This is a genomic window from Azospirillum isscasi (assembly GCF_030849505.1).
Taxonomy (GTDB): domain Bacteria; phylum Pseudomonadota; class Alphaproteobacteria; order Azospirillales; family Azospirillaceae; genus Azospirillum; species Azospirillum isscasi.
The window spans coordinates 52,005-73,541 of record NZ_JAUJFI010000002.1 but is presented as its reverse complement, the minus strand read 5'-3'; the positions used below and the strand labels follow the sequence as shown (position 1 = coordinate 73,541).

At 68.4% G+C, this 21,537-nt stretch carries 21 protein-coding genes; 12 read left to right on the top strand and 9 right to left on the bottom strand.

Features of this window, described 5'->3' with window-relative positions:
* Positions 1 to 11 precede the first annotated feature (11 nt).
* From QSG27_RS01085 to recG, 5 genes are all read left to right on the top strand, one after another.
* Positions 12 to 1,313, top strand: a complete 1,302-nt coding sequence (locus QSG27_RS01085; protein WP_306703280.1) for a multidrug effflux MFS transporter — start codon at positions 12 to 14, stop codon at positions 1,311 to 1,313.
* A gap of 153 nt (positions 1,314 to 1,466) precedes the next feature.
* A complete protein-coding gene (locus QSG27_RS01080) occupies positions 1,467 to 2,741 on the top strand; it encodes an LL-diaminopimelate aminotransferase (protein WP_306703279.1) in 1,275 nt (424 codons plus the stop codon).
* Positions 2,741 to 4,048, top strand: a complete 1,308-nt coding sequence (locus QSG27_RS01075; protein ID WP_306703278.1) for a homoserine dehydrogenase — start codon at positions 2,741 to 2,743, stop codon at positions 4,046 to 4,048. The genes QSG27_RS01080 and QSG27_RS01075 overlap by 1 nt, the downstream gene beginning before the upstream one ends.
* Positions 4,049 to 4,092: 44 nt before the next feature.
* Positions 4,093 to 5,085, top strand: a complete 993-nt coding sequence (gene glpX, locus QSG27_RS01070; RefSeq protein ID WP_306703277.1) for a class II fructose-bisphosphatase — start codon at positions 4,093 to 4,095, stop codon at positions 5,083 to 5,085.
* Between the two features lie 472 nt (positions 5,086 to 5,557).
* Positions 5,558 to 7,639: an ATP-dependent DNA helicase RecG gene (gene recG, locus QSG27_RS01065; protein WP_306703276.1), complete on the top strand. Its 2,082-nt coding sequence runs from the start codon at positions 5,558 to 5,560 to the stop codon at positions 7,637 to 7,639.
* Positions 7,640 to 7,792: 153 nt separating this feature from the next.
* Here recG and QSG27_RS01060 read toward each other — a convergent pair whose 3' ends face one another.
* A complete protein-coding gene (locus QSG27_RS01060) occupies positions 7,793 to 8,518 on the bottom strand; it encodes a DUF502 domain-containing protein (protein WP_306703275.1) in 726 nt (241 codons plus the stop codon).
* Between the two features lie 166 nt (positions 8,519 to 8,684).
* On the opposite strand from QSG27_RS01060, the gene QSG27_RS01055 reads away from it, so the two are divergent.
* Together QSG27_RS01055 and QSG27_RS01050 are read left to right on the top strand one after the other, a co-directional pair.
* Positions 8,685 to 9,743 carry a type III polyketide synthase gene (locus QSG27_RS01055; RefSeq protein WP_306703274.1) on the top strand — a complete coding sequence of 353 codons (1,059 nt, stop codon included), beginning with the start codon at positions 8,685 to 8,687 and terminating at the stop codon, positions 9,741 to 9,743.
* 11 nt (positions 9,744 to 9,754) lie between these two features.
* Positions 9,755 to 10,294: an isoprenylcysteine carboxyl methyltransferase family protein gene (locus tag QSG27_RS01050; RefSeq protein WP_306703272.1), complete on the top strand. Its 540-nt coding sequence runs from the start codon at positions 9,755 to 9,757 to the stop codon at positions 10,292 to 10,294.
* On the opposite strand, the gene QSG27_RS01045 is transcribed toward QSG27_RS01050, so the two are convergent.
* Positions 10,266 to 10,679: a hypothetical protein gene (locus QSG27_RS01045; RefSeq protein ID WP_306703271.1), complete on the bottom strand. Its 414-nt coding sequence runs from the start codon at positions 10,677 to 10,679 to the stop codon at positions 10,266 to 10,268. The two genes, QSG27_RS01050 and QSG27_RS01045, sit on opposite strands and share 29 nt — an antisense overlap.
* A gap of 163 nt (positions 10,680 to 10,842) precedes the next feature.
* Between QSG27_RS01045 and QSG27_RS01040 the strand changes: the two genes are divergently transcribed.
* A complete protein-coding gene (locus QSG27_RS01040; protein WP_306703270.1) occupies positions 10,843 to 11,550 on the top strand; it encodes a Crp/Fnr family transcriptional regulator in 708 nt (235 codons plus the stop codon).
* Between the two features lie 23 nt (positions 11,551 to 11,573).
* Here the strand turns inward: QSG27_RS01040 and QSG27_RS01035 are convergent, their stop codons facing one another.
* Together QSG27_RS01035 and QSG27_RS01030 are read right to left on the bottom strand one after the other, a co-directional pair.
* A complete protein-coding gene (locus QSG27_RS01035) occupies positions 11,574 to 11,987 on the bottom strand; it encodes a response regulator (protein WP_306703269.1) in 414 nt (137 codons plus the stop codon).
* A 248-nt stretch (positions 11,988 to 12,235) separates the two neighbouring features.
* On the bottom strand, positions 12,236 to 12,970 hold the full coding sequence (locus tag QSG27_RS01030) for a Crp/Fnr family transcriptional regulator (RefSeq protein ID WP_306703268.1): 735 nt from the start codon (positions 12,968 to 12,970) through the stop codon (positions 12,236 to 12,238).
* Between the two features lie 358 nt (positions 12,971 to 13,328).
* Here QSG27_RS01030 and QSG27_RS01025 point away from each other — a divergent pair, with 358 nt between their 5' ends.
* The gene (locus QSG27_RS01025) at positions 13,329 to 13,559 is read left to right on the top strand and encodes a hypothetical protein (protein ID WP_306703267.1); all 231 of its coding nucleotides are present in this window, start codon (positions 13,329 to 13,331) and stop codon (positions 13,557 to 13,559) included.
* An 88-nt stretch (positions 13,560 to 13,647) separates the two neighbouring features.
* Here the strand turns inward: QSG27_RS01025 and QSG27_RS01020 are convergent, their stop codons facing one another.
* Positions 13,648 to 16,257: a glycosyltransferase family 2 protein gene (locus QSG27_RS01020; protein WP_306703266.1), complete on the bottom strand. Its 2,610-nt coding sequence runs from the start codon at positions 16,255 to 16,257 to the stop codon at positions 13,648 to 13,650.
* 406 nt (positions 16,258 to 16,663) lie between these two features.
* Between QSG27_RS01020 and QSG27_RS01015 the strand changes: the two genes are divergently transcribed.
* From QSG27_RS01015 to QSG27_RS01005, 3 genes are all read left to right on the top strand, one after another.
* Positions 16,664 to 17,077 (top strand): HIT domain-containing protein, encoded by a 414-nt coding sequence (locus QSG27_RS01015; RefSeq protein ID WP_306703264.1) that lies wholly within the window; start codon positions 16,664 to 16,666, stop codon positions 17,075 to 17,077.
* 118 nt (positions 17,078 to 17,195) lie between these two features.
* A complete protein-coding gene (locus tag QSG27_RS01010; RefSeq protein ID WP_306703263.1) occupies positions 17,196 to 17,372 on the top strand; it encodes a CsbD family protein in 177 nt (58 codons plus the stop codon).
* Positions 17,372 to 17,554, top strand: coding sequence for a hypothetical protein (locus QSG27_RS01005; protein WP_306703262.1), 183 nt, complete (start codon positions 17,372 to 17,374; stop codon positions 17,552 to 17,554). The genes QSG27_RS01010 and QSG27_RS01005 overlap by 1 nt, the downstream gene beginning before the upstream one ends.
* Here QSG27_RS01005 and QSG27_RS01000 read toward each other — a convergent pair.
* From QSG27_RS01000 to typA, 4 genes are all read right to left on the bottom strand, one after another.
* Positions 17,551 to 18,279 (bottom strand): TetR/AcrR family transcriptional regulator, encoded by a 729-nt coding sequence (locus QSG27_RS01000; RefSeq protein WP_306703261.1) that lies wholly within the window; start codon positions 18,277 to 18,279, stop codon positions 17,551 to 17,553. The genes QSG27_RS01005 and QSG27_RS01000 overlap by 4 nt on opposite strands.
* Positions 18,263 to 18,709 (bottom strand): hypothetical protein, encoded by a 447-nt coding sequence (locus QSG27_RS00995; protein ID WP_306703260.1) that lies wholly within the window; start codon positions 18,707 to 18,709, stop codon positions 18,263 to 18,265. Before QSG27_RS00995 ends, QSG27_RS01000 begins: the two co-directional genes overlap by 17 nt.
* Before the next feature lie 339 nt (positions 18,710 to 19,048).
* The gene (locus tag QSG27_RS00990) at positions 19,049 to 19,552 is read right to left on the bottom strand and encodes an OsmC family protein (RefSeq protein ID WP_306703259.1); all 504 of its coding nucleotides are present in this window, start codon (positions 19,550 to 19,552) and stop codon (positions 19,049 to 19,051) included.
* Between the two features lie 109 nt (positions 19,553 to 19,661).
* Positions 19,662 to 21,488: a translational GTPase TypA gene (typA, locus tag QSG27_RS00985; RefSeq protein ID WP_306703258.1), complete on the bottom strand. Its 1,827-nt coding sequence runs from the start codon at positions 21,486 to 21,488 to the stop codon at positions 19,662 to 19,664.
* Between the last annotated feature and the right edge of the window lie 49 nt (positions 21,489 to 21,537).

Below are 21,537 nucleotides of genomic sequence, written 5' to 3'. Positions count from 1 at the left end.
CCGCGCCCGCCATGACGGAGATGCGGACCGCCGTCATCGGCACGCTGATCGTCACGCTGGGTCCGCTCAGCCTCGCGCTCTACACGCCGGCCCTGCCGATGCTGGTGGAGGCGTTCCAGACCACCCCGGCGGCGCTGAAGCTGACCCTGTCCGTCTATTTCTTCGGCTTCGCCTTCTCGCAGCTTGCCTGCGGGCCGCTGTCGGACGCCTATGGGCGGCGCCCGGTCGCGCTGGCCTTCTTCGTCGCCTACGCGCTGGGCAGCGTGGTGGCGGCGCTGTCCGGCAGCATCGAATGGCTGCTGGCCGGGCGGGCCTTGCAGGGGATCGGGGCGGCGGCGGGCATCGCCATCTCGCGCGCCATCGTGCGCGACCAATTCACCGGGCAGCAATCGGCGCGCATCCTGAACCTGATCGGGTTGATGCTGGCCGTGGTGCCGGCGGTGGCGCCGACGCTGGGCGGTGTGATCCTGGGCACGGTGGGCTGGCACGCCATCTTCGTGGTGATGACGCTCTACGGCCTCGGCGTGCTGGCGGTCTTCGCGCTGGGCACGGCGGAAACCAACCGGACGCGCGACCGCTCGGCGGCCCGGCCCGGCCCGGTGATGCGCAACTACCGCACCCTGCTGACCGACCGGCGCTTCATGCGGGCGGGGCTGGTGCTCGGCCTGACGCTGGGCGGGCTCTACACCATGGCGGCGCTGCTGCCCTTCGTGATGATCGGGCAGGTTGGGCTGAGCCCGACCGTCTTCGGCTTCGCCATGCTGCTGCAGACCGGCTCCTACACGCTGGGAGCGACGGTGACGGGACGGCTGCTGCGCCGGCTGGACGCGATGCGGCTGATCCCCTACGGGCTGGCCTGCGTGGCGCTGGGCGGGCTGGGCTTCGCCCTGGCGCCCGTCTTCGGCGAACCCACGGTGGCGAGCGTCATGGGGCCCACCGCGGTCTGGGCCTTCGGCATCGCCCTGGTCATGCCCGGCGCCACCAGCGACGCGCTGGCCGGCTTCCCCCGCATGGCCGGGGCGGCGTCGGCGCTGATCGGCTTCATGCAGATCGGCGGCGGTCTGGCCGGAACCGCGGTGGCCGCGCTGTTCGCCGATCCCCACACGGCGGTGACCGCCATCATGACGGGCCTCGCGCTGCTGGCTCTGCTGTCCTACGCCCTGCTGCGCGTGCCGGCGCACCGGCGCTCCCACCCGGCCAAACTGGAGGATCTGGAGGTCGCCGTGGACCCCGCCGCCCTGGTCGGTGCCGGCGGGGAGGAGATCGAGGAAGCGCTGCACCAGCGCCGCGATCCGCGGCGCAAGGGAGGCTGACGGGCGTCGGAAGCGTCCGGGATGCCGCAAGGCGTACAGGAATGTCGCCGAACGCGAATTTTACCTCGCTTCTGCGGAGGCGGGGCGGTAGATAAGTGGTCCCGGTCCGCTGGTATGGGTTCGTGGCGTGGCCGGACAGGCTTCGGAGCGTCCATGAGCGATTCAGAATTCCACCGGATCAAGCGGCTTCCGCCCTACGTCTTCGCCGAAGTGAACGCCATGAAGGCGCGAGCCCGAGCTGCCGGCGAGGACATCATCGACCTCGGCATGGGCAACCCGGACCAGCCGACGCCCCAGCACATCGTCGATAAGCTGATCGAGGCCGTGCGCGATCCCAAGACGCACCGCTACTCGAACTCCCGCGGCATCCCGGGCCTTCGCAAGGCGCATGCGGCCTATTACAAGCGCCGCTTCAACGTGGACGTCGATCCCGAGACGGAGTGCATCGTCACCATCGGGTCGAAGGAAGGTCTCGCCAACCTCGCCCAGGCGATCACCAGCCCCGGCGACATCATCCTGGTGCCGAACCCCAGCTACCCGATCCATCCCTTCGGCTTCATCCTGGCCGGCGCGTCGGTGCGCCATCTGCCGGTGGGGCAGGCGAACGGCACCTCCACCGACATCGACAGCTTCATGATCATGCTGGAGCGCGCCGTGCGCCACAGCGTGCCGAAGCCGCTGGCGCTGGTGCTGAACTACCCGTCCAACCCGACGGCGGAGGTGGTGGGGCTCGACTTCTACCGCCCGATCGTCGAGTTCTGCCGCAAGCACGGCATCTACATCCTGTCGGATCTGGCCTACGCCGAGGTCTTCTTCGACGGCGAGCCGCCGCCCTCCATCCTGGAGATTCCGGAGGCGCGCGAGGTGGCCGTCGAGTTCACCTCGATGTCGAAGACCTATTCGATGGCCGGCTGGCGCATCGGCTTCGCCACCGGCAACAAGAAGCTGATCACCGCGCTGGCCCGCATCAAGTCGTACCTCGACTACGGCGCCTTCACCCCGGTGCAGGTCGCCGCGACCGCCGCGCTGAACGGCCCGCAGGATTGCGTGGAGCAGGTGCGCTCCATGTACCGCCAGCGCCGCGACGTGATGATCGAGGGGCTGGCCGCCGCCGGCTGGTCGGTGCCGAGCCCCGCCGCGTCGATGTTCGCCTGGGCGCCGATCCCGGAGCGTTTCGCCCATCTCGGCTCGCTGGAATTCTCCAAGCTGCTGCTTCAGGAGGCCAAGGTGGCCGTGGCGCCGGGCATCGGATTCGGCGAGTACGGCGACGGCCACGTCCGTCTGGCGCTGGTGGAAAACGTCCACCGCATCCGTCAGGCGACCCGCAACATCAAGGAGTTCTTCCGTTCCAACGCCGCCGGTGCGGCGGCGAGCAAGGACCCGGCGGCGCGCGCCGCCCTCCTCGACCCCGAGAAAGCGAAAGCCTGATGTCCGACTCCCACAAAGCAGGCCCTCTGAAAATCGCCGTCGCGGGCCTGGGCACGGTCGGCGCGGGCGTTCTGAAACTTCTGGAGCGGCAGGCCGATCTGATCGAGCAGCGCTGCGGCCGCCGCATCGAGGTCGTGGCGGTCAGCGCCCGCTCGCGCGGCAAGGACCGCGGCGTCGATCTGTCGAAGGCCGAATGGTACGACGATCCGGTGGCGCTCGCCGCCCATCCCGGCGTGGATGTGGTGGTGGAGCTGATCGGCGGTTCCGAGGGGCCGGCCAAGGAGACCGTCGAGCTGGCGCTGGAGCGGGGACGCCATGTCGTCACCGCCAACAAGGCGCTGCTCGCCCATCACGGCACCGCTCTGGCGGCCAAGGCGGAGGCCCAGGGCCTCGCCATCGGCTTCGAGGCGGCGGTGGCCGGCGGCATCCCGATCATCAAGGGGCTGCGCGAAGGGCTGGCGGGCAACCGGGTGTCGGAGGTGCACGGCATCCTGAACGGCACCTGCAACTACATCCTGACCGAGATGCGCACCACGGGCCGCGACTTCGCGGACGTGCTGGCCGACGCGCAGAGGCTGGGTTACGCGGAAGCCGACCCGAGCTTCGACATCGACGGCGTGGACGCGGCGCACAAGCTGGCGATCCTGACCTCGGTGGCCTTCGGCACGCCGGTGGACTTCAAGAGCGTCCATGTGGAAGGCATCCGCCACGTCTCGGCGGTGGATTTCGACTACGCCGACGCGCTCGGCTACCGGATCAAGCTGCTGGGCATCGCGCGGCGCACCGACCGCGGGGTCGAGCAGCGCGTCCACCCCTGCATGGTGCCGAAGGCGGCGCCCATCGCGGCGGTGGACGGTGTGTTCAACGCCGTGGTCGCCCAGGGCGATTTCGTGGACCGCGTGCTGTTCGTGGGCCGCGGCGCGGGTGAGGGGCCGACCGCCTCCGCCGTCGTCGCCGACCTGATCGACATCGCCCGCGGGCGCTCCACCCCCACCTTCGGCGTGCCGGCGGCCCAGCTTTCCGAGGCCCAGCCCTCGCCGATGGAGGCCCGCCGGGGGTCGTACTACGTACGCCTGATGGTCCTGGACCGGCCCGGCGTGATAGCGGATGTCGCGGCGGCCATGCGCGACCAGAACGTCTCCATGGAGCAGTTCCTGCAGCGCGGGCGCGCGCCGGGCGAGGCGGTGCCGGTGGTCCTGACCACCCACGACACCGACGAGGCGGCCATGCAGCGGGCGCTCGCCACCATCGCCGCCAAGGAGTCGGTGGTCGAGCCGCCCCGCATGATCCGCATCGAACAGTTTTGACCGAACCATAGAAGAACCGAACATCGATTCGGGGGAGAACCACCATGTCCGTTCATGTCGACCTGTCCGGTATGGACCGGAACCTGGCCCTGGAAGCCGTCCGTGTGACCGAGGCCGCCGCGCTGTCCGCGTCGCTGCTGATGGGCCGCGGTGACGAGAAGCTTGCCGACCAGGCCGCGGTCGACGCCATGCGCCAGGCGCTCAACACCCTCTACATCGACGGCACCGTCGTGATCGGCGAGGGCGAGCGCGACGAGGCGCCCATGCTCTACATCGGTGAGAAGGTCGGCGCCGGCATCGGCCGCGGGCCGAAGGTCGACATCGCGCTCGACCCGCTGGAAGGCACCACCATCTGCGCCACCGGCGGCCCGAACTCGCTGGCCGTCATCGCCATGGCCGACGAGGGCGGGTTCCTGAACGCCCCGGACGTCTACATGGACAAGATCGCCGTCGGCTCCGGCCTGCCGGAAGGCGTGGTCGATCTGGACGAGACCCCGGCCAACAACCTGAAGGCCCTGGCCAAGGCCAAGGGCACCGAGGTGCAGGAACTGCTGGTCTGCATCCTGAACCGTCCGCGCCACGCCGAGCTGATCGCCCGCGTCCGTGAAGCCGGTGCGCGCATCATGCTGATCAACGACGGCGACGTGTCGGGCGTGATCGCCACCAGCCAGGCCGGCACGGGCGTGGACATGTATGTCGGTTCCGGCGGCGCGCCGGAAGGCGTTCTGGCCGCGGCGGCTCTGCGCTGCATCGGCGGCCAGTTCCAGGGCCGTCTGCTGTTCCGCAACGACGATGAGAAGGCCCGCGCCGCCCGCTGGGGCGTCAAGGACCTGAACAAGAAGTACAGCCTGACCGAGCTGGCCAGCGGCAACGTCATGTTCGCCGCCACCGGCGTGACCGACGGCGCCATGCTGCGCGGCGTGCGCCGTTACCCCGGCGGTGCGGTGACCCATTCGGTCATCATGCGCTCCAAGTCGGGCACTGTGCGTTACGTCGAGGCGCACCACAACCTGCAGCGCAAGCCGGCCATCAAGTAAGGTCGGCACCACCGTTCATTCTCCCCCTGGGGAGAACGTTGGGATGGAAGGGGGCGTCCTCTGGGCGCCCCCTTTGCTTTGCCGTGGGGCGAAGACGCCGAGGGGAGTCAGGAACGGTTCATGAAACCGATTTCATGATTCCGCAACGCTGGGGTCAGGCGGGAGACGCTAGAAGTACAGTCATTGACGACGTTTCATTACTGGCGAGTCATCCACCGGCGGTTCCCGCCGCCGGCCACACACGATCCGGAATGTTCCCGCATACCCCCGGATCGTTTCTTGCGGCGGTGTGCATCGGGTTTTTGCCTTGGATCGGCGTCCCCCGCCCAGGCTTCCCCCCAAACCCTTGCACGCCGCCGTCTTCTTTTCCCCTCTGTCCACCTTCGGAAACCGCCGCGCTTGACGCGGAGCCCCCTCGGCGGGATTGAATGGGGACCACAGGCCCCGTTTCCCCCCGCGAGACTTCAATCCCGTGCGTCCCGTCGTTCTCTTCCCGCTGTTCCGTCCGGTGACGGCGCTTCCCGGCCTCGGCCCCCGGCTGGGCAAGCTGGTCGAAAAGCTGGCCGGCCCGCAGGTCGTGGACCTGCTGTGGCACCTGCCGTCCGGAGTCATCGACCGGCGCTACGCCCCGAAGATCGCCGAGGCGCCGAACGGGCGGATCGCCACCATGACGGTCCGCGTCGATTCGCACGCGGTGCCGCTCAACTCCCGCCATCCCTACAAGATCCGCTGCACCGACGAGACGGGCGTGCTGGAGCTGATCTACTTCCATGTGAAGGGCGATTGGCTGGAACGGCAGATGCCGGTCGGCAAGACGATGGTGGTGTCCGGCAAGGTGGAGCGGTTCCACGACACGCCGCAGATCACCCACCCCGACGCCGTGGTCCCGCTGGAATCGAAGGACGAGATCGAGGCGGTGGAGCCGGTCTACCCGATGACCGCCGGCCTGCCGGCCAAGACGCTGCGCAAGGCGGTGCGCGCCATGCTGAACGACGTGCCGGAACTGCCGGAATGGCAGGACGCCGCTTGGCGCTCCCGCAACGGCTGGCCCACTTGGCACGAGTCCGTCCGCCGCGCCCACACGCCGGAGGACGAGGCCGACCTCGCCCCCACCAACCCGATCCGGCGGCGGCTGGCCTATGACGAGCTGCTGGCGAACCAGCTCGCCCTGACGCTGGTGCGGATGCAGCAGCGCCGTCTGTCGGGCCGTGTCATCCAGGGCGACGGGCGGCTGCGCGCCAAGGTCGCCGGGGCGTTGCCCTTCGCCCTGACCGGTTCGCAGGCCGCCTCGCTGGAGGAGATCTACGAGGACATGGCGGCGGAGCGGCGGATGCTGCGCCTGCTCCAGGGCGACGTCGGCAGCGGCAAGACGGTGGTCGCGCTGATGGCGATGCTGAACGCGGTGGAGGCCGGTCATCAGGCCGCCCTGATGGCGCCCACCGAGATCCTGGCGCGCCAGCACGCCGAAAGCCTCGCCCCGCTGTGCAAGGCGGCGGGGGTGGACCTCGCCCTGCTGACCGGGCGGGACAAGGGCAAGGCGCGGCAGGCTGTGCTGGACCGGCTGGCGTCCGGCGAACTGCCGCTGCTGGTCGGCACCCACGCGCTGTTCCAGGAGGATGTGGCGTTCAAGGACCTCGCGCTGGCGGTGATCGACGAGCAGCACCGCTTCGGCGTCCACCAGCGGCTCCAGCTTTCAGCCAAGGGGCGGGCGGTGGACGTGCTGGTGATGACCGCCACGCCGATCCCGCGCACGCTGACCCTGACCGCCTACGGCGACATGGACGTGTCGCGCCTGACCGAGAAGCCGGCGGGGCGCAAGCCGATCCAGACCGTGACCATAGCGCTCGACCGGCTGGAGGAGGTGGTGCACGGCATCCACCGCAAGGTGCAGGAGGGGGCGCGCGTCTATTGGGTCTGCCCGCTGGTGGACGAATCGGAACAGACCGACCTCGCCGCCGCGACGGAGCGTCACGCCTTCCTGCGCGCCACCTTCGGCGACCGGGTGGGGCTGGTGCATGGCAAGATGCGCGGGCCGGACAAGGACGCGGTGATGGCCGCCTTCCAGGCCGGTAACCTGGATGTGCTGGTCGCCACAACGGTCATCGAGGTCGGGGTGAACGTGCCCGAGGCCACCGTCATGGTGATCGAGCACGCCGAGCGCTTCGGCCTCGCCCAGCTTCACCAGCTCCGCGGGCGGGTGGGGCGCGGGGAGAAGCCGTCCACCTGCCTGCTGATGTTCGACCCGCAATTGACGGAGACCGCCCGTGCCCGCCTGAAGACGATGCGCGACACCGAGGACGGGTTCGTCATTGCGGAGGAGGATTTGCGTCTGCGCGGTGCGGGGGAGGTGCTGGGCACCCGCCAGTCGGGCCTGCCGGAGTTCCGCATGGCCGATCTGGCCGTGCACGGCGACCTGCTGGCCGCGGCCCGCGACGACGCGAAGCTGATCGTGGACCGCGATCCGGATCTGGCGGGCGAGAGGGGGCAGGCGTTGAGGACGCTGCTGTACCTGTTCGAGCGGGACGCGGCGGCGAAGACGCTGCGGTCGGGGTGAGCGGGGAGTGGTGGCGTTGGGCACCCCTCCGTTGCCTCATCGGGGCCCCCACCCAACCCTCCCCCACCTTCGGCGGGGGAGGGCTCATTCCTCCCCCCGCGATGTGGAGGGAGGTTAGGAGGGGGGCACCGCAACCACTCTCCCCCAAACCCCTTACGCCCGCTTGCGCTCCTCCACCGCCGCGCTCTTGACTTCGCGGGGCTTGCGGTCGGGCGGGGTGACGATGCCGCCGGACATCACCAGCTTCAGCCCGTCCTCCACCGTCATGTCCAGAACGGTCACCTCCCGCCGCGGCATGATCGCCAAGTAACCGGCGGTCGGCGGGGCGCAGGGAATGAAGACGTGGACCATCTCCTCCGCCGACATCTTCTGCACCTCCGGATGGGCGGCCCCGGTGATGAAGCCCAGGGACCACACGCCGTGACGCGGGTATTCCACCAGCACCACCTCGCGGAATGCCTTGGACTTCTTGGCGACCACCGTCTCGACGATCTGCTTCACCGCCCCGTAGACGGAGCGGACGACCGGCATGCGCTCCACCACGCCTTCGCCGATGCGCACCACCAGCCGCCCGACATAACCGGCGGCGAAGGCCCCGATCAGGGTCAGCACGATGATCAGCGTCAGCACCCCGATGCCGGGGATGGAGAAGGGCAGGTAGTTCTCCGGGTTGTAGGCGGCGGGGATCAGCGGGCGGACATGCCCGTCGATGAAGGCCAGAAGCCACCAGCCGAGATAGACCGTCACCGCGATCGGCGCCGTCACCAGCACGCCCGCCAGGAAATAGGCGCGCAGGCGCCCCATCAGGCCGATGCCGGCGGGCCGGTGGGACGCCGCCTCGTCCGCAGCGCTCTGGCCGTCCTGTTCGTTCCGATCCACCGTCCCACCCCTGCAAATCCGACGCCCGACATAGTGATACAGGAAACCCTCCCGTCTCAATCCACTCCGTCGTTCCGGCAGGCGGAAAAGCGCCGGCCCGGCGCAACCGAAGGAACTCCCTCCGGGGGGCTGGTCCGCCGCCCGACCGCGCATCACATCGCTGAGGATGAGCCATCCCCCCCGCATTCTCTCCCTCGCCACGGCCCTGCCGCCGCACCGCCTGGACCAGGACGAGGTTCTGTCCGTGGCGCGGGCGGTCTTCGCGCCACGGATGCGCGACTTCGACCGGTTGGTCCCGGTTTTCGCCAACACCGGCATCGAAACGCGCCACGCCGTGATGCCCATCGGCTGGTACATGGAGCCGCGCGGCTGGCCGGAGCGCACCGCCGCTTTCCGTGAGGGCGCCCTGGCCCTGCTGGAGGACGCGGCGTCGCAGGCTCTGGCCCGCGCCGGCCTGGGCCCGCGGGATGTGGACGCCATCGTCTGCGCCTCCACCACCGGCATCGCCACGCCCAGTCTGGAGGCTCTGCTGCTGGAGCGCATGGGCTTCCGGCCCGATACGCTGCGGCTGCCGCTGTTCGGGCTGGGTTGTGCTGGCGGCGTTTTGGGGCTGACGCGCGCCGGGCAGTTGGCGCAGGCCATGGCGGGGCGCACCGTGCTGTTCCTGGTGGTGGAGCTCTGCACGCTGGCCTTCCGCTCGGCGGAGGCGACCCCGACCAACGTCGTCGCCAGCGCCCTGTTCGCGGACGGTGCCGCGGCGGCGGTGCTGCGCGCCGATGGGGAGGGAGGCGATGGAGAGGGGCCGCGCCTCGTGGACGGGGCGGAGCACACTTGGCCCGGCACGCAGGACGTGATGGGCTGGCGGGTGGAGGACGACGGCTTCGGCGTGATCTTCAGCCAGAGCATCCCGACCCTGATCCGCGGCCGCCTGGGGCCGGTGCTGGACGGGTTCCTGGAGCGGCGGCGGATGGCCCGCGGCGATCTCGCCGGGCTGATCTGCCATCCCGGCGGGGCCAAGGTGCTGCATGCGCTGGAGGAGGTCTGCGCGCCGGTCGCCGCGGGGCTGGACGACGCCTGGGCGGTGCTGCGCCGCTGCGGCAACATGTCGGCGGCCAGCGTGATGTTCGTGCTGGAGCGGCGCCTCGCCTCGGGCGCCCGCGGCCCCCACCTGATGAGCGCGCTCGGCCCCGGCTTCACCGCCGCGATGGCCCAGATCGATCTCTAGGAGCGTTCGCAATGGAGACGCCGCCGCTCGGCTGGCCCCATGTCATCCTGCTGCTGGTCGCGGTGCAGCGCCTTGCGGAGCTGGCCGTGGCCCGGCGCAACACCCGCCGCCTGCTGGCGGAGGGGGCGCGGGAGGTGGGGGCGGCCCATTACCCGCTGTTCGTCGGGTTGCACGCCGGATGGCTGGCGCTGCTCGTCGCCGTCGTGCCGGCGGATGCGCCGGTCAACGGCTGGCTGCTGGCTCTGTTCGTTCTGTTGCAGGCCGGGCGGGTCTGGGTGATCGCCACGCTCGGGCGCTTCTGGACCACCCGCATCGTCACGCTGTCCGGCGCGCCTCTGGTGCGGCGGGGGCCGTTCCGCTGGGTGCGCCACCCCAACTATCTGGTCGTGGCGGGGGAACTGGCCGTGTTGCCCCTGGTCTTCGGGGTGTGGTGGATTGCGGTGCTGGCGACGCTGCTGAACGTGCCCCTGACCCTGCACCGCATCCGTGTCGAGGACGGCGCGCTGTCCGGGCGGCGCGCGCTCAGGTCAGCAGGAAGCACAGCATCGTGACGCAGCCGGCGATCGCCGCCCCGTCCAGGTGGTTGGGGAAGGCATGCCAGAAGGATTCGCGAGTCTCCGGCTCCGACCGGTCCATCTCGTCCAGCCACAGGCCGGCGGGCAGGCCGCCGTTGGCGCGCTCCGCCAGGGCGCCGGACAGATGGGCCATGGCCACCGCCAGATAGCAGAACTTCACGAAGCTCAGGACGAAGGCCATCGGCCCGCCGGCCTCCGCGATGGGGTCGGTCATGCCGCCCGTCGCCGCCACCGCGGTCGCCATGGCGATGGCCGCCGCGAAGGGAATGGCGACGACCGACAGGAGGCGCTGGGCGTCCACACGGCCGGCGTAGGGGATCAGGCTGCGGGGAACGGGGCCGGAGGGCAGTTGGAACGACATGGCTCTCTCAATTCCGGTGTGCGCGTCCCGTCCGTTCTGCCGCTTTCAGGGTTAACGGGACGTTAGCGATAACCGTTGGAGGGAGGCGGTTCCACCTTTGCGCAGGTCCGGCTATGCTCCCGGATGTGCCCGAGGGCCGCCGTCAGAAGAGGATACGACCGCCGTGGCTGCCGACGCTGGAGCTTCCCGGCTGGATGGGATCGCGCTGCTGAGCCCGTTGACCGTGGAGGAGCGCGCCGCCGTGGCGCGCCTGTGCCGCTGGCGCCGCTTTCACGCGAACGAGCAGATCATCGACCATCAGGGGGACTCGCGGGATGTCGCTCTCGTGGTGGAAGGGCGCGTGCGGGTGTTGAGCCATTCTCCGGCGGGCCGTGAAATCAGCTTCGACGACATCGAGGCGGGCGGATTCCTGGGCGAAATGGCGGCCATCGACGGGCTGCCCCGCTCGGCCTCCGCGGTGGCGCTGGTGGAGGGGACGCTGATCGCCTTCCTGGCGCCCCGGCCCTTCCAGGAACTGGTGTCCGGGCACCCGGCGCTCGCCATGACGGTGATGAAGCGGCTTTGCCGGGTCGTGCGCATCGCCACCGACCGGGTGATGGAACTGTCCACGCTGGGGGCGAACAACCGCGTCCACGCCGAGTTGCTGCGGCTTGCCAAGCGCGGACGGATGCAGGGCGGGGCGGCGGTGATCGCGCCGATTCCCGTTCACGCCGACATCGCCAGCCGGGTCAGCACCGCCCGCGAGACGGTCGCCCGCGTTCTGAACGACCTCGCCCGCGACGGGCTGGTGGAGCGGCGGGCCGACGCGCTGATCGTCAACGACCTGCACCGGCTGGAAGCGCTGGTCGAGGACGTGCGGGCCGGCGCTTGACGGTCCAGCGCCTGAACGCTGTGTCAGGCCGTCCGGCCCAGAACGGTCAGGATCATGGCGCGCAGGGATTCGGGGTCGTAAGGCTTGGGAAGGAAATGCCAGCCCGCGGCGCTGACGTCCGTACGGGTGGCGAGGGATTCGTCCCCGGTGGTGATGATCACCGGGAGGGAGGCGCCGAGCCCCGACAGCACCGCCCGCACCGACTCCGGCGCCTTGCCATGCCGGCCCAGATGATAGTCGGCGACCAGGATGTCGGGGCGCGCCCCGCCGGCCAGCGCGTCCAGAAGGAATGCGGGAGTCGGGGCGCTGACCAGCAGCATGCCCCAATCCTCGAACAGGGCCTCCATGCACATGCACAGCACCATATCGTCCTCCAGAAGGGCGACGGTCAGTGTGCCGGAGCTGGCGGATCGGCCGGCGAGTGGGGCGTCGGTCATGCGTCTGAGATATCCAATGACAGCTCCAATGGACAGCGGGGCAAGGAACAGCAGGGCGGCGAGGCCGACTGCCCGGTCCCCTCGCGTCCGGTTTGCAAAGCCGGTTCGGAGTGGCCGCTGTCCGCTCGATGGCCGGTCTACTCGATTATCTGGGTAGACAATCTATAACCTACATCGATCCTCCCGCCACCGCATTGTCATAGGTTAATCGGAAAGAGGATATCGCAGGAAGTCTTTGCGGGGCCGGGTCAGTCGCCCGCGCGTTTGCGGTCCGACTTGGTGTCCAGAGCATGCTCCAACGGCTTGGGCGCCCGGATCAGATGCAGGTACAGCTCGTCGAACTGACCGATGGAGGCGAGCTGCTTCACGTCATGAACGGTGATCTGCTGACCCGCCAGATCGATCAGCCCGATGTCGCGCAGCCGGCGGAGCGTCCGGTTGATGTGGACGATGCTGAGCCCCAGCGCGTCGGCCAGGATCTCCTGGGTGACCGGCAGGGTGAAGCGTCCCTCCTCGACCAGCCCGACGATGGTCAGCCGCCGCAGCAGCTCCACGATGAGATGGGCCGTCCGCTCCAGCGCGGTGCGGCGCCCGACGCTGAGCAGGCGTTCGGCGATGATCGCTTCCTCCTTCGCCCCGGACCAGGCGAGGGCCGCGGCCAGACGGGGAAAGCGCTTGAACAGCTCGATGATGCGGTCCGGCTGGAAATTCGCGACCTCGGCGGGCGTCAGGGTGGTGACGCCATGGTCCGCCGTCTCGAACAGGTTGCAGTAAAAGCCGATGATGTCGCCCGGCAGAACAAAGTTGACGACCTGCCGCCGTCCGTCGGGAAGCGCCTTGTGACGGATGGCCCAGCCCTTGCGCATCACACGGACGCAACCGTAGCGTTCGCCTTGCTGAAGAAGATCGGAGCGCGAGCCGTGACGGGTAACATTGCGCTCCAAATCGGCAAGGAAAGTCTTTTCCTCGTCTGTGAGGCTCATGTAACTGGTGATCTTGCGCCCCAATGGAGATGACGGCATGTTGGCCTGGGCGCGGGTCATTTCTGTTCCAGCCTTTGATCGTCCGGTAGTTATCGCCTCGAAGCGAACGCCTCGGCCAGCCCAATTACGGGCGGCCTCGAACGATTAAGCCAAACGACAAAACCATCTATAACATAGGTTAATGGGGGTAAGATTTTCTCGACCGGACAGGTGAGGGATCATATACAAAACTGTTGGTGGCATTGGCCGTAAGGGGTTTTTGAACGGCCTGGTTCGGGAACTGACGAGCGCGGGGGGCGGCATGGCGGCGGAGCGGGACGCGGCGGGTTTGGCTGCCCTCTCGATTTGTGAATCCCTTATGCTCGCCTTGGTGGAACGCGGTGTGTTGCGGATCGAGGAGGCGCAGGCCGCGCTGGAGGATGCCGCCGCCGCCCATCAGAACCGCGACGCCAAGGGCGAGGACCCGAACATGCACCGGCTCGCGATGCAGATCGTCGAGCGTCTGATGATCCAGATGAACGCCGCCCACCCCGCGTCGGAGCCCCTCGGGGCCGGTCCCATGGCGAAGCGGAATTCTCAAGACGGGTGACGGATCGGGCGAAACGAAGAAAGCCCCGCCATCGCGGCGGGGCTTTCTGTTCTCATGGCCCGTTTCGTGGCCCGGCGTCCAAGGATGGTCAGTCGGCCCCGGCTCCGGCGGCTTCCGTGGGTTCCGGACGCTGCTTGCCCAGCCCGATGTTCGGGAAGGCGTTGATCAGCGCGGTGATGAAGGCCGACAGGTAGGGCAGCGACTGCACCACCAGAAGGCCCGACCACATGAAGGCGTCGCGGTTCTCGTGACCGAACACCAGGACGATGGCCAGCGCGGCACCCCACAGGCCGAGCAGCAGAGCGATCTCCTCCCGCGCCATCAGGAAAGCCTGCATCAGCGCCGGCTGGTTCTCGCACTTCGGCGTGCGGACGAAGGGGCGCCCGGAGGTGAACATGCCCAGCCACATGGCGCGGCCCACCGTGTGGGTCAGGGCCATGCCGGCGATGGCGGCCCCCACCTTGTCCCAGAAGCCGCACTTCACCCGCGCCTCGTACAGCCAGAGCGAGGCGCCGACCTTGAAGGCGAAGACGCTGAGCGTCGGGATCATGAAGACGCTGGGCGGGAACTCGAAATATTTCGGGAAGGCCAGCAGGCCCAGCGACCAGATGATTCCGGCGATGCCGAAGATCATGTGGGCGGCGTCGGCGAACCAGGGCAGCCAGCCGGTGATGAAGTGGTACTTCTGCCCGGCGGTCAGGCGCGGGCCGCCCGGCAGCAGGTCGCGCCAGTGATGCTTCAGGATCTGCACGGCGCCGTAGGCCCAGCGGAAACGCTGCGTCTTGTAGGCGGAGAAGCTGTCGGGGACGAGGCCCTTGCCGTAGCTTTCCGGCATGTAGACGGCCTCGTACTTATGCTCGAACAGGCGCAGGCCGAGGTCGGCGTCTTCGGTGATGCACCACTCGCCCCAGCGCCCGACCTCCTCCAGCGCCGACTTGCGGATGATGGTCATGGTGCCGTGCTGGATGATCGCGTTGCGCTCGTTGCGCTGGATCATGCCGATGTGGAAGAAGCCGGCGTACTCCCAGTTGATCATCCGCTGGAACAGGTCGTGGCTCCAGTCGCGATAGTCCTGCGGGGACTGCACGAAGCCGACCTCGGGCCGGTCGAAATGCGGGATGGTCGCCTTCAGCCAGTCGGGATGGACCTGATAGTCGCTGTCGATGACGGCGATGTGCTGGGCGTCCGGCGCCGTCTGGGCGAGGCCGAAGTTCAGCGCGCCGGCCTTGAAGCCCGGCCAGTTGTCCAGGTGGAAGAAGCGGAACTTCGGCCCCAGCTTGCGGCAGTACTCCTCGACCGGGCGCCAGACCGCCGGGTCCTTGGTGTTGTTGTCGAGCAGCAGGACCTCGTAATTCGGGTAGTCCAGCCGGGCCAGCGCGTCCAGCGTCTCCATGACCATGTGCGGCGGCTCGTTGTAGCAGGGCACGTGGATGGAGACCTTCGGCGCGTTGGGCAGGGGGGCCGCCGAGCAGGGCTGGAACTTGCGCTTGAAGCGGTCCTGCCAGACGACCTCGGTCAGTTCCAGCCCGTCGATCAGCATGACGGCGAGCAGGACGAGCTGGCAGAACACCAGGATGCCCCAGGCGATCTCGGTGGTGGTGGCGAGGCCGGCGACGCTGGCCGCGGTGAAGGTGAAGACCAGCACTGACGCCACGCCCTGGATCATCGCGCCGTAGAAGATCTGCCCGCCGAACTTCAGGTCGCCGCCGCGGCGCCACAGGAAGAAGACGAGCGGCAGGAAGCCGACGGCGATGGAGATTCCGCACAGCAGCGGCCAGTTCCGCAGCTCCGTCACCTCGCCGATCATCGGGAACTTCGGCTTGCGCCATGCATCCCACAGGCCCCAGCTCGTGCCTGCGGTGCCTTCGATCTCCCGCTTCCAGGGCTGGTCGAAGGCTTCCATGATGAAGTAGTCGAGCTTGTTCTGCGCCGCGACGTTCAGGAAGGTGCGGATGAACTTGGCCTGGTTGACCTGGCTCGCCTCGGCGCCGCGGCGCCACGGGCCGTCCGCCGGCCAGCCGATTTCCGAGATCAGGATGTGCTTGTTCGGGAACTTGGTCTTCAGCTCGTTGTAGCGGAACATGGCGTAATCGACCGACTGGTCGGCGGGCACGCCTTCCCAGTAGGGCAGCAGGTGAACGGCCAGGAAGTCCACCGCGTCGGCCAGTTCCGGATGCTCCAGCCAGACGTGCCACGGCTCCGCGGTGGAGACCGGGACGTTGACCTTCTTCTTCACGCGCTTGATGTACTCGATGGCCTGCGGGACGGTGACGTCGGCGCGCAGGATCGCCTCGTTGCCGACCAGGACGCGGCGGACGTTGTTGTTGTCGCGCGCCAGCTTGATCAGGCCGTTGATTTCCGGCTCGTCGATCTCCGGCTTGCCGGTGATCCAGGCGCCCGCGGTGACCGGAAGCCCGTACTTGCGGGCGATGGGTGCGGCCTGCTCCGACCCGTCGGTGGTGGAGTAGATGCGCACGCCCTTGACCGACCCCTCCAGGGCCTTCATGTCCTTCTCGATGTCCTCCGCCGAGGCCTTGTCGCCCTTGGACGGGCTCTTGTCCGGATGGAAGGGGGTGTAGCCGACGCCGCTGATGGCGCCGCCCCAGGAGCGTTCGGCGACCGGGCGGTTCCACAGCGCCCAGACCCCGATGTTGCCCAGGATGACAAGAAGAAGAGCCGCGATCGCCGACTTGCGCATGACCGTCTTTCTTTATCCCAAACGTCTGCCGGCCGTCCTGGCACTGTCCGCCCCGGCCGGGCATTCCTCAATTCCGCAGACCGTTCGCTTCCGATCGGCAGGCAGGGGGACCCGCCGCCCCGACACCGCCTTCGGACCGAACACCCGTACCTGACCCTGGTTGCTGGACTCGTCTTGTTCCGCCGCGCGACCCGCGTTTCCCTTGAAACGCCGCCGACCGGAGCATCGCCGGGCCGAACAAAGATCGCCGGGCAGTTTATACATTTTTCCTAGTCCCGCAACCACGCGCATGGCCGCAGCCCTGCACCGGCGGCAATCCTCACTGGACGAACGCATCGGATTGGCGCTTTCTTCCCGGAAAGCCGCAAAGAAAACCTTGCCAGCCGAAGGGAAGACACGGGACCCCATGACGATGTTCCATCTGCACGACCGTTTGGAGGCCGATACGGCTCCCGTCGCCCAACTGCCGCTGTGCCGCGTGCTGCTGATGGACAACCGGGTGTGGCCCTGGCTGATCCTGGTTCCGGCGCAGCCCGGCCTGACGGAGATCCACCAGCTTTCCCGGGAGGACCGGCACCGTCTGATGGACGAGATCGCCCTGGCCTCGCGCACGCTGGAGGCGCTGTTCGCCCCGGACAAGATCAATGTCGGGGCGCTGGGCAATCTGGTTCCACAGCTTCACGTGCATGTCGTCGCCCGCTCCAAGGCGGACCCGGCGTGGCCGGGACCGGTGTGGGGGTCGGGCTTCGCGGAGCGCTACAGCCCGGAGGAGCGGGACAGCCTGACCCGAAAGATCGGGGAGGGGTTGGGCCAAAAGTGAGGCCCGCCCGAACCGGACGGGATGGGTGCCTCTCCCTTTTCGGACAAGCGGGGGCGGGACGTTTCCCGCGCGGCCTTGTTGACGATGCCTGAAATCACTCTTCGAGGGAGAGGGCATCATGAACACCGATCGCATCACCGGCGCCGGCAAGGAGCTGAAGGGCGAGGTCAAGAAGCAGGCCGGCGACCTGACCGGCAACCAGGACCTGAAGGACGAAGGCCGTGCCGACAAGGCCGAGGGCAAGATCGACAAGGTGATCGGAAAGGTGAAGGACGTGTTCCGGGGCGACAAGTGATGGGTACGGAGGAGCGGGGGCATCGCAAGGACGATGCCCCGTCCGACGCCGCCCAGCGGATCGAGGACAAGCTCGTCGAGGAGACCGGGCGGGCGTCGGGCGACCCCGACAAGCCCGTCCAGGAGAAGTTCGACGAATTGGGCGAGAAGCCCGACATCAAGAAGAAGAGCCTGAGGGATTAAGGATCGCCGGCGGGGGCGGCGGGCCGCGCCGCGCCGTCTCCCGCCGGAGCGGTTCCGTCCGTGTTCGTTCGGCGGGATGCCGCCACCAGCGCCATCATGGTTTCGACCGTCTGGACCACCGCCCTTTGGGCCACCGTGGCGTCCACCCGTGAAACGTCGAATGGTCCCCGCCCGCGCAAGGCGAGGCTGGCCGCTCCATGGACCGCCGACCAGAAGGTGAAGGCGGCGGTCTCCGTGTCCAACCCTTGCAGATATCCCGCCGCCTGACAGTCCCGGATGGATGTTTCCAGGAAGCGCAGACAGCGTTGCGCCATGTCTTCGGTGCCGTCTGCGGCGCCTTCCGATCTCGACGCGCGCAGTTCTTCGAGGCGGCGGTGCGGGCCGCGGTCGTTGAACATCAACTCGTACAGATTCGGGTTCTCCAGAGCGAAGCGGATATAGGCCAAGCCACCCAGCCGGAGCCGCGCCACGGCATCGCCGCCCGCCGCCCGTCCGGCATCCGCCTTGAAGGCGTAGAGGCGGCGGAACCCCTCGTCGTGGACCTCCAGCAGAAGGGCTTCCTTGTTCGGGAAGTAGCGGTAGAGGGCCGGCGCCCGGCACCCCACGTCAGCCGCGATGTCCTGAAGCGTGACCCGTTCGGTTCCGCGTTCGACGAACAGCCGCGCCGCCGCTTCGACGGCCCGGCTGCGGATGTCGATCCGCTCGTCGTTACGCGGGCGAACCATGGGAGCGGCCTCTGGCGGTGGGGCGGTACAGCTTCCAGCTTGCCGCGGCGAGAACGCCGATCAGGACGCTTCCCACGGCGATGGCCGGATAGACGGCGACCGTCTGGGCAAAGACCGGCGGCGGTCCCGGATAGAGCTTGTGCGGGCCGAAGGAGAGCAGCGATTCCAGGATGACGGCCGCCGTCGGCAGCGCGAACCAGCGCGATCGCACGAGCATCAGTGCGGCGCACAGCGCGCTGAGCGCGAGGGACGAGGCGAACAGCGGGGCGAACTGCAGGGGCGGGTAGGGCTCCGTCTGCGTGAACTGTCCGGCCAGCATCACGGCCTTGAGAATCGCCAACCCGGCCAGCGCACCGAGGGCGAGCGTGCGGACCGGGTTGGGAGGCGGAGCGTCCGGGGCGTGCTGGCCGGTGTGCGGCGGTATGGGCATGGTGACACCCTGAGCGGTTTTGTGAACTTCATTAAATTAATTCCATTCATTTAATGACGCAAGGGGCAGCCATCCTCCCGGATGCGGCGGAGAGGAATGAGGGGCGAAAGCGGCCTCTCTATACCCGTCATTCCCGCGAAGGCGTTCAGCGGATCTTCGATCCGCCTGACGCGGTCAGCGCTGGCTTTGCCAGCGGGAGAGGCGGGAATCCAGCCTGCTCAAACACTTATATGCGGAGTCCCCTGGACCCCGGCTTCGCGGGGGTGACGATGAAAGAAATCCATTTCAGATCAGCAGGTTACAGATGTGTGCATCAGGTGGCGCCGAAGGTGGGGAGGGTCAGGCTGGGGGATCGGCGCGACCGCCTGCCGAGGACGTGACGGTCTGCGCCTCGACCCGCACCGGGAAATTCACCGAATTGGCGATGAAGCATTTTTCGTGGGCCTCGTGGTGCAGGGCCTCGGCCTTCGCAGCGTCGCTGCCGGGGGCCAGGGTGACCTGGGGGCGCAGGACCACTACGGTGAAGCGGCCCCCGCCGCCGGAATCCTCCGCCATGGTGCCGGTCGCCGGGTCGCTGTAGGCGGTCACGGTGACGCCGTTCACGGCGCACAGATGCAGGTACCACAGCATGTGGCAAGCCGAGAGCGAGGCCACCAGCATGTCTTCGGGATTGTAGCGGGCCGGGTCGCCACGGAAGGCCGGGTCCGAGGAAGCGGGGATCGGCGGCTTGCCCGGCGCGGCGATCTCGATGTCGCGGCTGTAGGCTTTGTAGCCCGAGGTTCCGGTTCCCTGGTTGCCCGTCCAGGTGACCGCCGTGCTGTAATGATGTTCGCGTCCCGACATGGCCCCTCCGCATGCTTTTCCGGAAGAGTAACCATGAACGCCGGCGCTGAAAAGAAAACGGGAGAGCCGAAGCCCTCCCGCGTTCCCGGAAACACTATGCCTTGAAGCCTCAGCTCGCTTCCGCCGCGCGGGCGTGGCGCTTGCGCTCGTTCGGGTCGAGGTAGCGCTTGCGCAGGCGGATGGACTTCGGCGTCACCTCCACCAGTTCGTCGTCGCCGATGTAGGACAGGGCGCGCTCCAGCGTCATCTGGATCGGCGGGGTCAGGCGGACCGCCTCGTCCTTGCTGGTGGTGCGGATGTTGGTGAGCTGCTTGCCCTTGATGACGTTGACCTCAAGGTCATTGCCGCGGGTGTGCTCGCCGATGATCATGCCCTGATAGACCGGAACGCCCGGATCGATCAGCATCGGGCCGCGATCCTCCAGGTTCCACAGCGCGTAGGCCACCGCGGTGCCGTCGGCGTTGGAGATCAGCACGCCGGTGCGCCGGCCGGCGATGGTGCCCTTGTAGGGGGCGTAGCCGTGGAACAGCCGGTTCATGATGCCGGTGCCGCGCGTGTCGGTCAGGAACTCGCCCTGGTAGCCGATCAGGCCGCGCGACGGGGCGTGGAAGACGATGCGGGTCTTGCCGCCGCCCGACGGGCGCATCTCGATGAGGTCGGCCTTGCGCTCCGCCATCTTCTGCACGACGGTGCCGGAGAACTCCTCGTCCACGTCGACGACGACTTCCTCGATCGGCTCCAGGCGCTGGCCGTTCAGCGGGTCGGTCTTGAACAGCACGCGCGGGCGGCTGATGGCCAGTTCGTAACCCTCGCGGCGCATCGTTTCGATCAGGATGCCGAGCTGGAGTTCGCCGCGGCCCGCCACCTCGAAGGCGTCGCCGCCCTCGGTGTCGCTGACGCGGAGCGCCACGTTGCCTTCGGCCTCGCGCATCAGGCGGTCGCGGATCATGCGGCTGGTGACCTTGTCGCCCTCGCGGCCGGCCAGCGGGCTGTCGTTGACCGAGAAGGTCATCGCCAGGGTGGGCGGGTCGATCGGCTGGGCGGCCAGCGGCTCGGTCACTTCCGGCACGCAGATGGTGTCGGCGACGGTGGTGGTGGTCAGGCCGGCCAGCGCCACGATGTCGCCGGCGTGCGCCTCGTCCACCGGAACGCGCTCCAGGCCGCGGAAGGCCAGGACCTTGCTGACGCGGGCGTTCTCGATCAGCTTGCCGTCGCGGCTCAGCGACTTGATGGCCATGTTGACCTTGACGCTGCCGGTCTGGATGCGGCCGGTCAGGATGCGGCCCAGATAGGGGTTCGCCTCCAGCGTGGTCGCCAGCATGGTGAAGGGCAGATCCTCCTCCACCTTCGGCGCCGGGACGTGGTCGCGGATCAGCTCGAACAGCGGGGTCAGCGTCTCGCGGGCGCCGTTCTCCAGGTCCGTGGTCGCCCAGCCGTTGCGGCCCGAGGCGAACAGGGTCGGGAAGTCGAGCTGCTCGTTCGAGGCGTCGAGCGAGGCGAAGAGGTCGAACACCTCGTCATGCACCTCGTGCGGACGGCCGTCGGGGCGGTCCACCTTGTTGATGACGACGATCGGGCGCAGGCCCAGCTTCAGCGCCTTGCCCAGCACGAACTTGGTCTGCGGCAGCGGCCCTTCGGCGGCGTCGCAGAGCAGGACCACGCCGTCCACCATGGAGAGGATGCGCTCGACCTCGCCGCCGAAATCGGCGTGGCCGGGGGTGTCCACGATGTTGATGCGCAGGTCGTTCCACAGGACCGACGTGCACTTGGCCAGGATGGTGATGCCGCGCTCGCGCTCCAGGTCGTTGGAGTCCATGGCGCGTTCGGCGACCTGCTGGTTCTCGCGGAACGAACCGGCCTGCTTGAGGAGCTGATCGACCAGGGTGGTCTTGCCGTGGTCAACGTGCGCGATGATGGCGACGTTACGAAGATTCATGTGTCGGGGACTCTTAAATCCGCTTTGGGGCTTCCGTTGCGCAATGCCG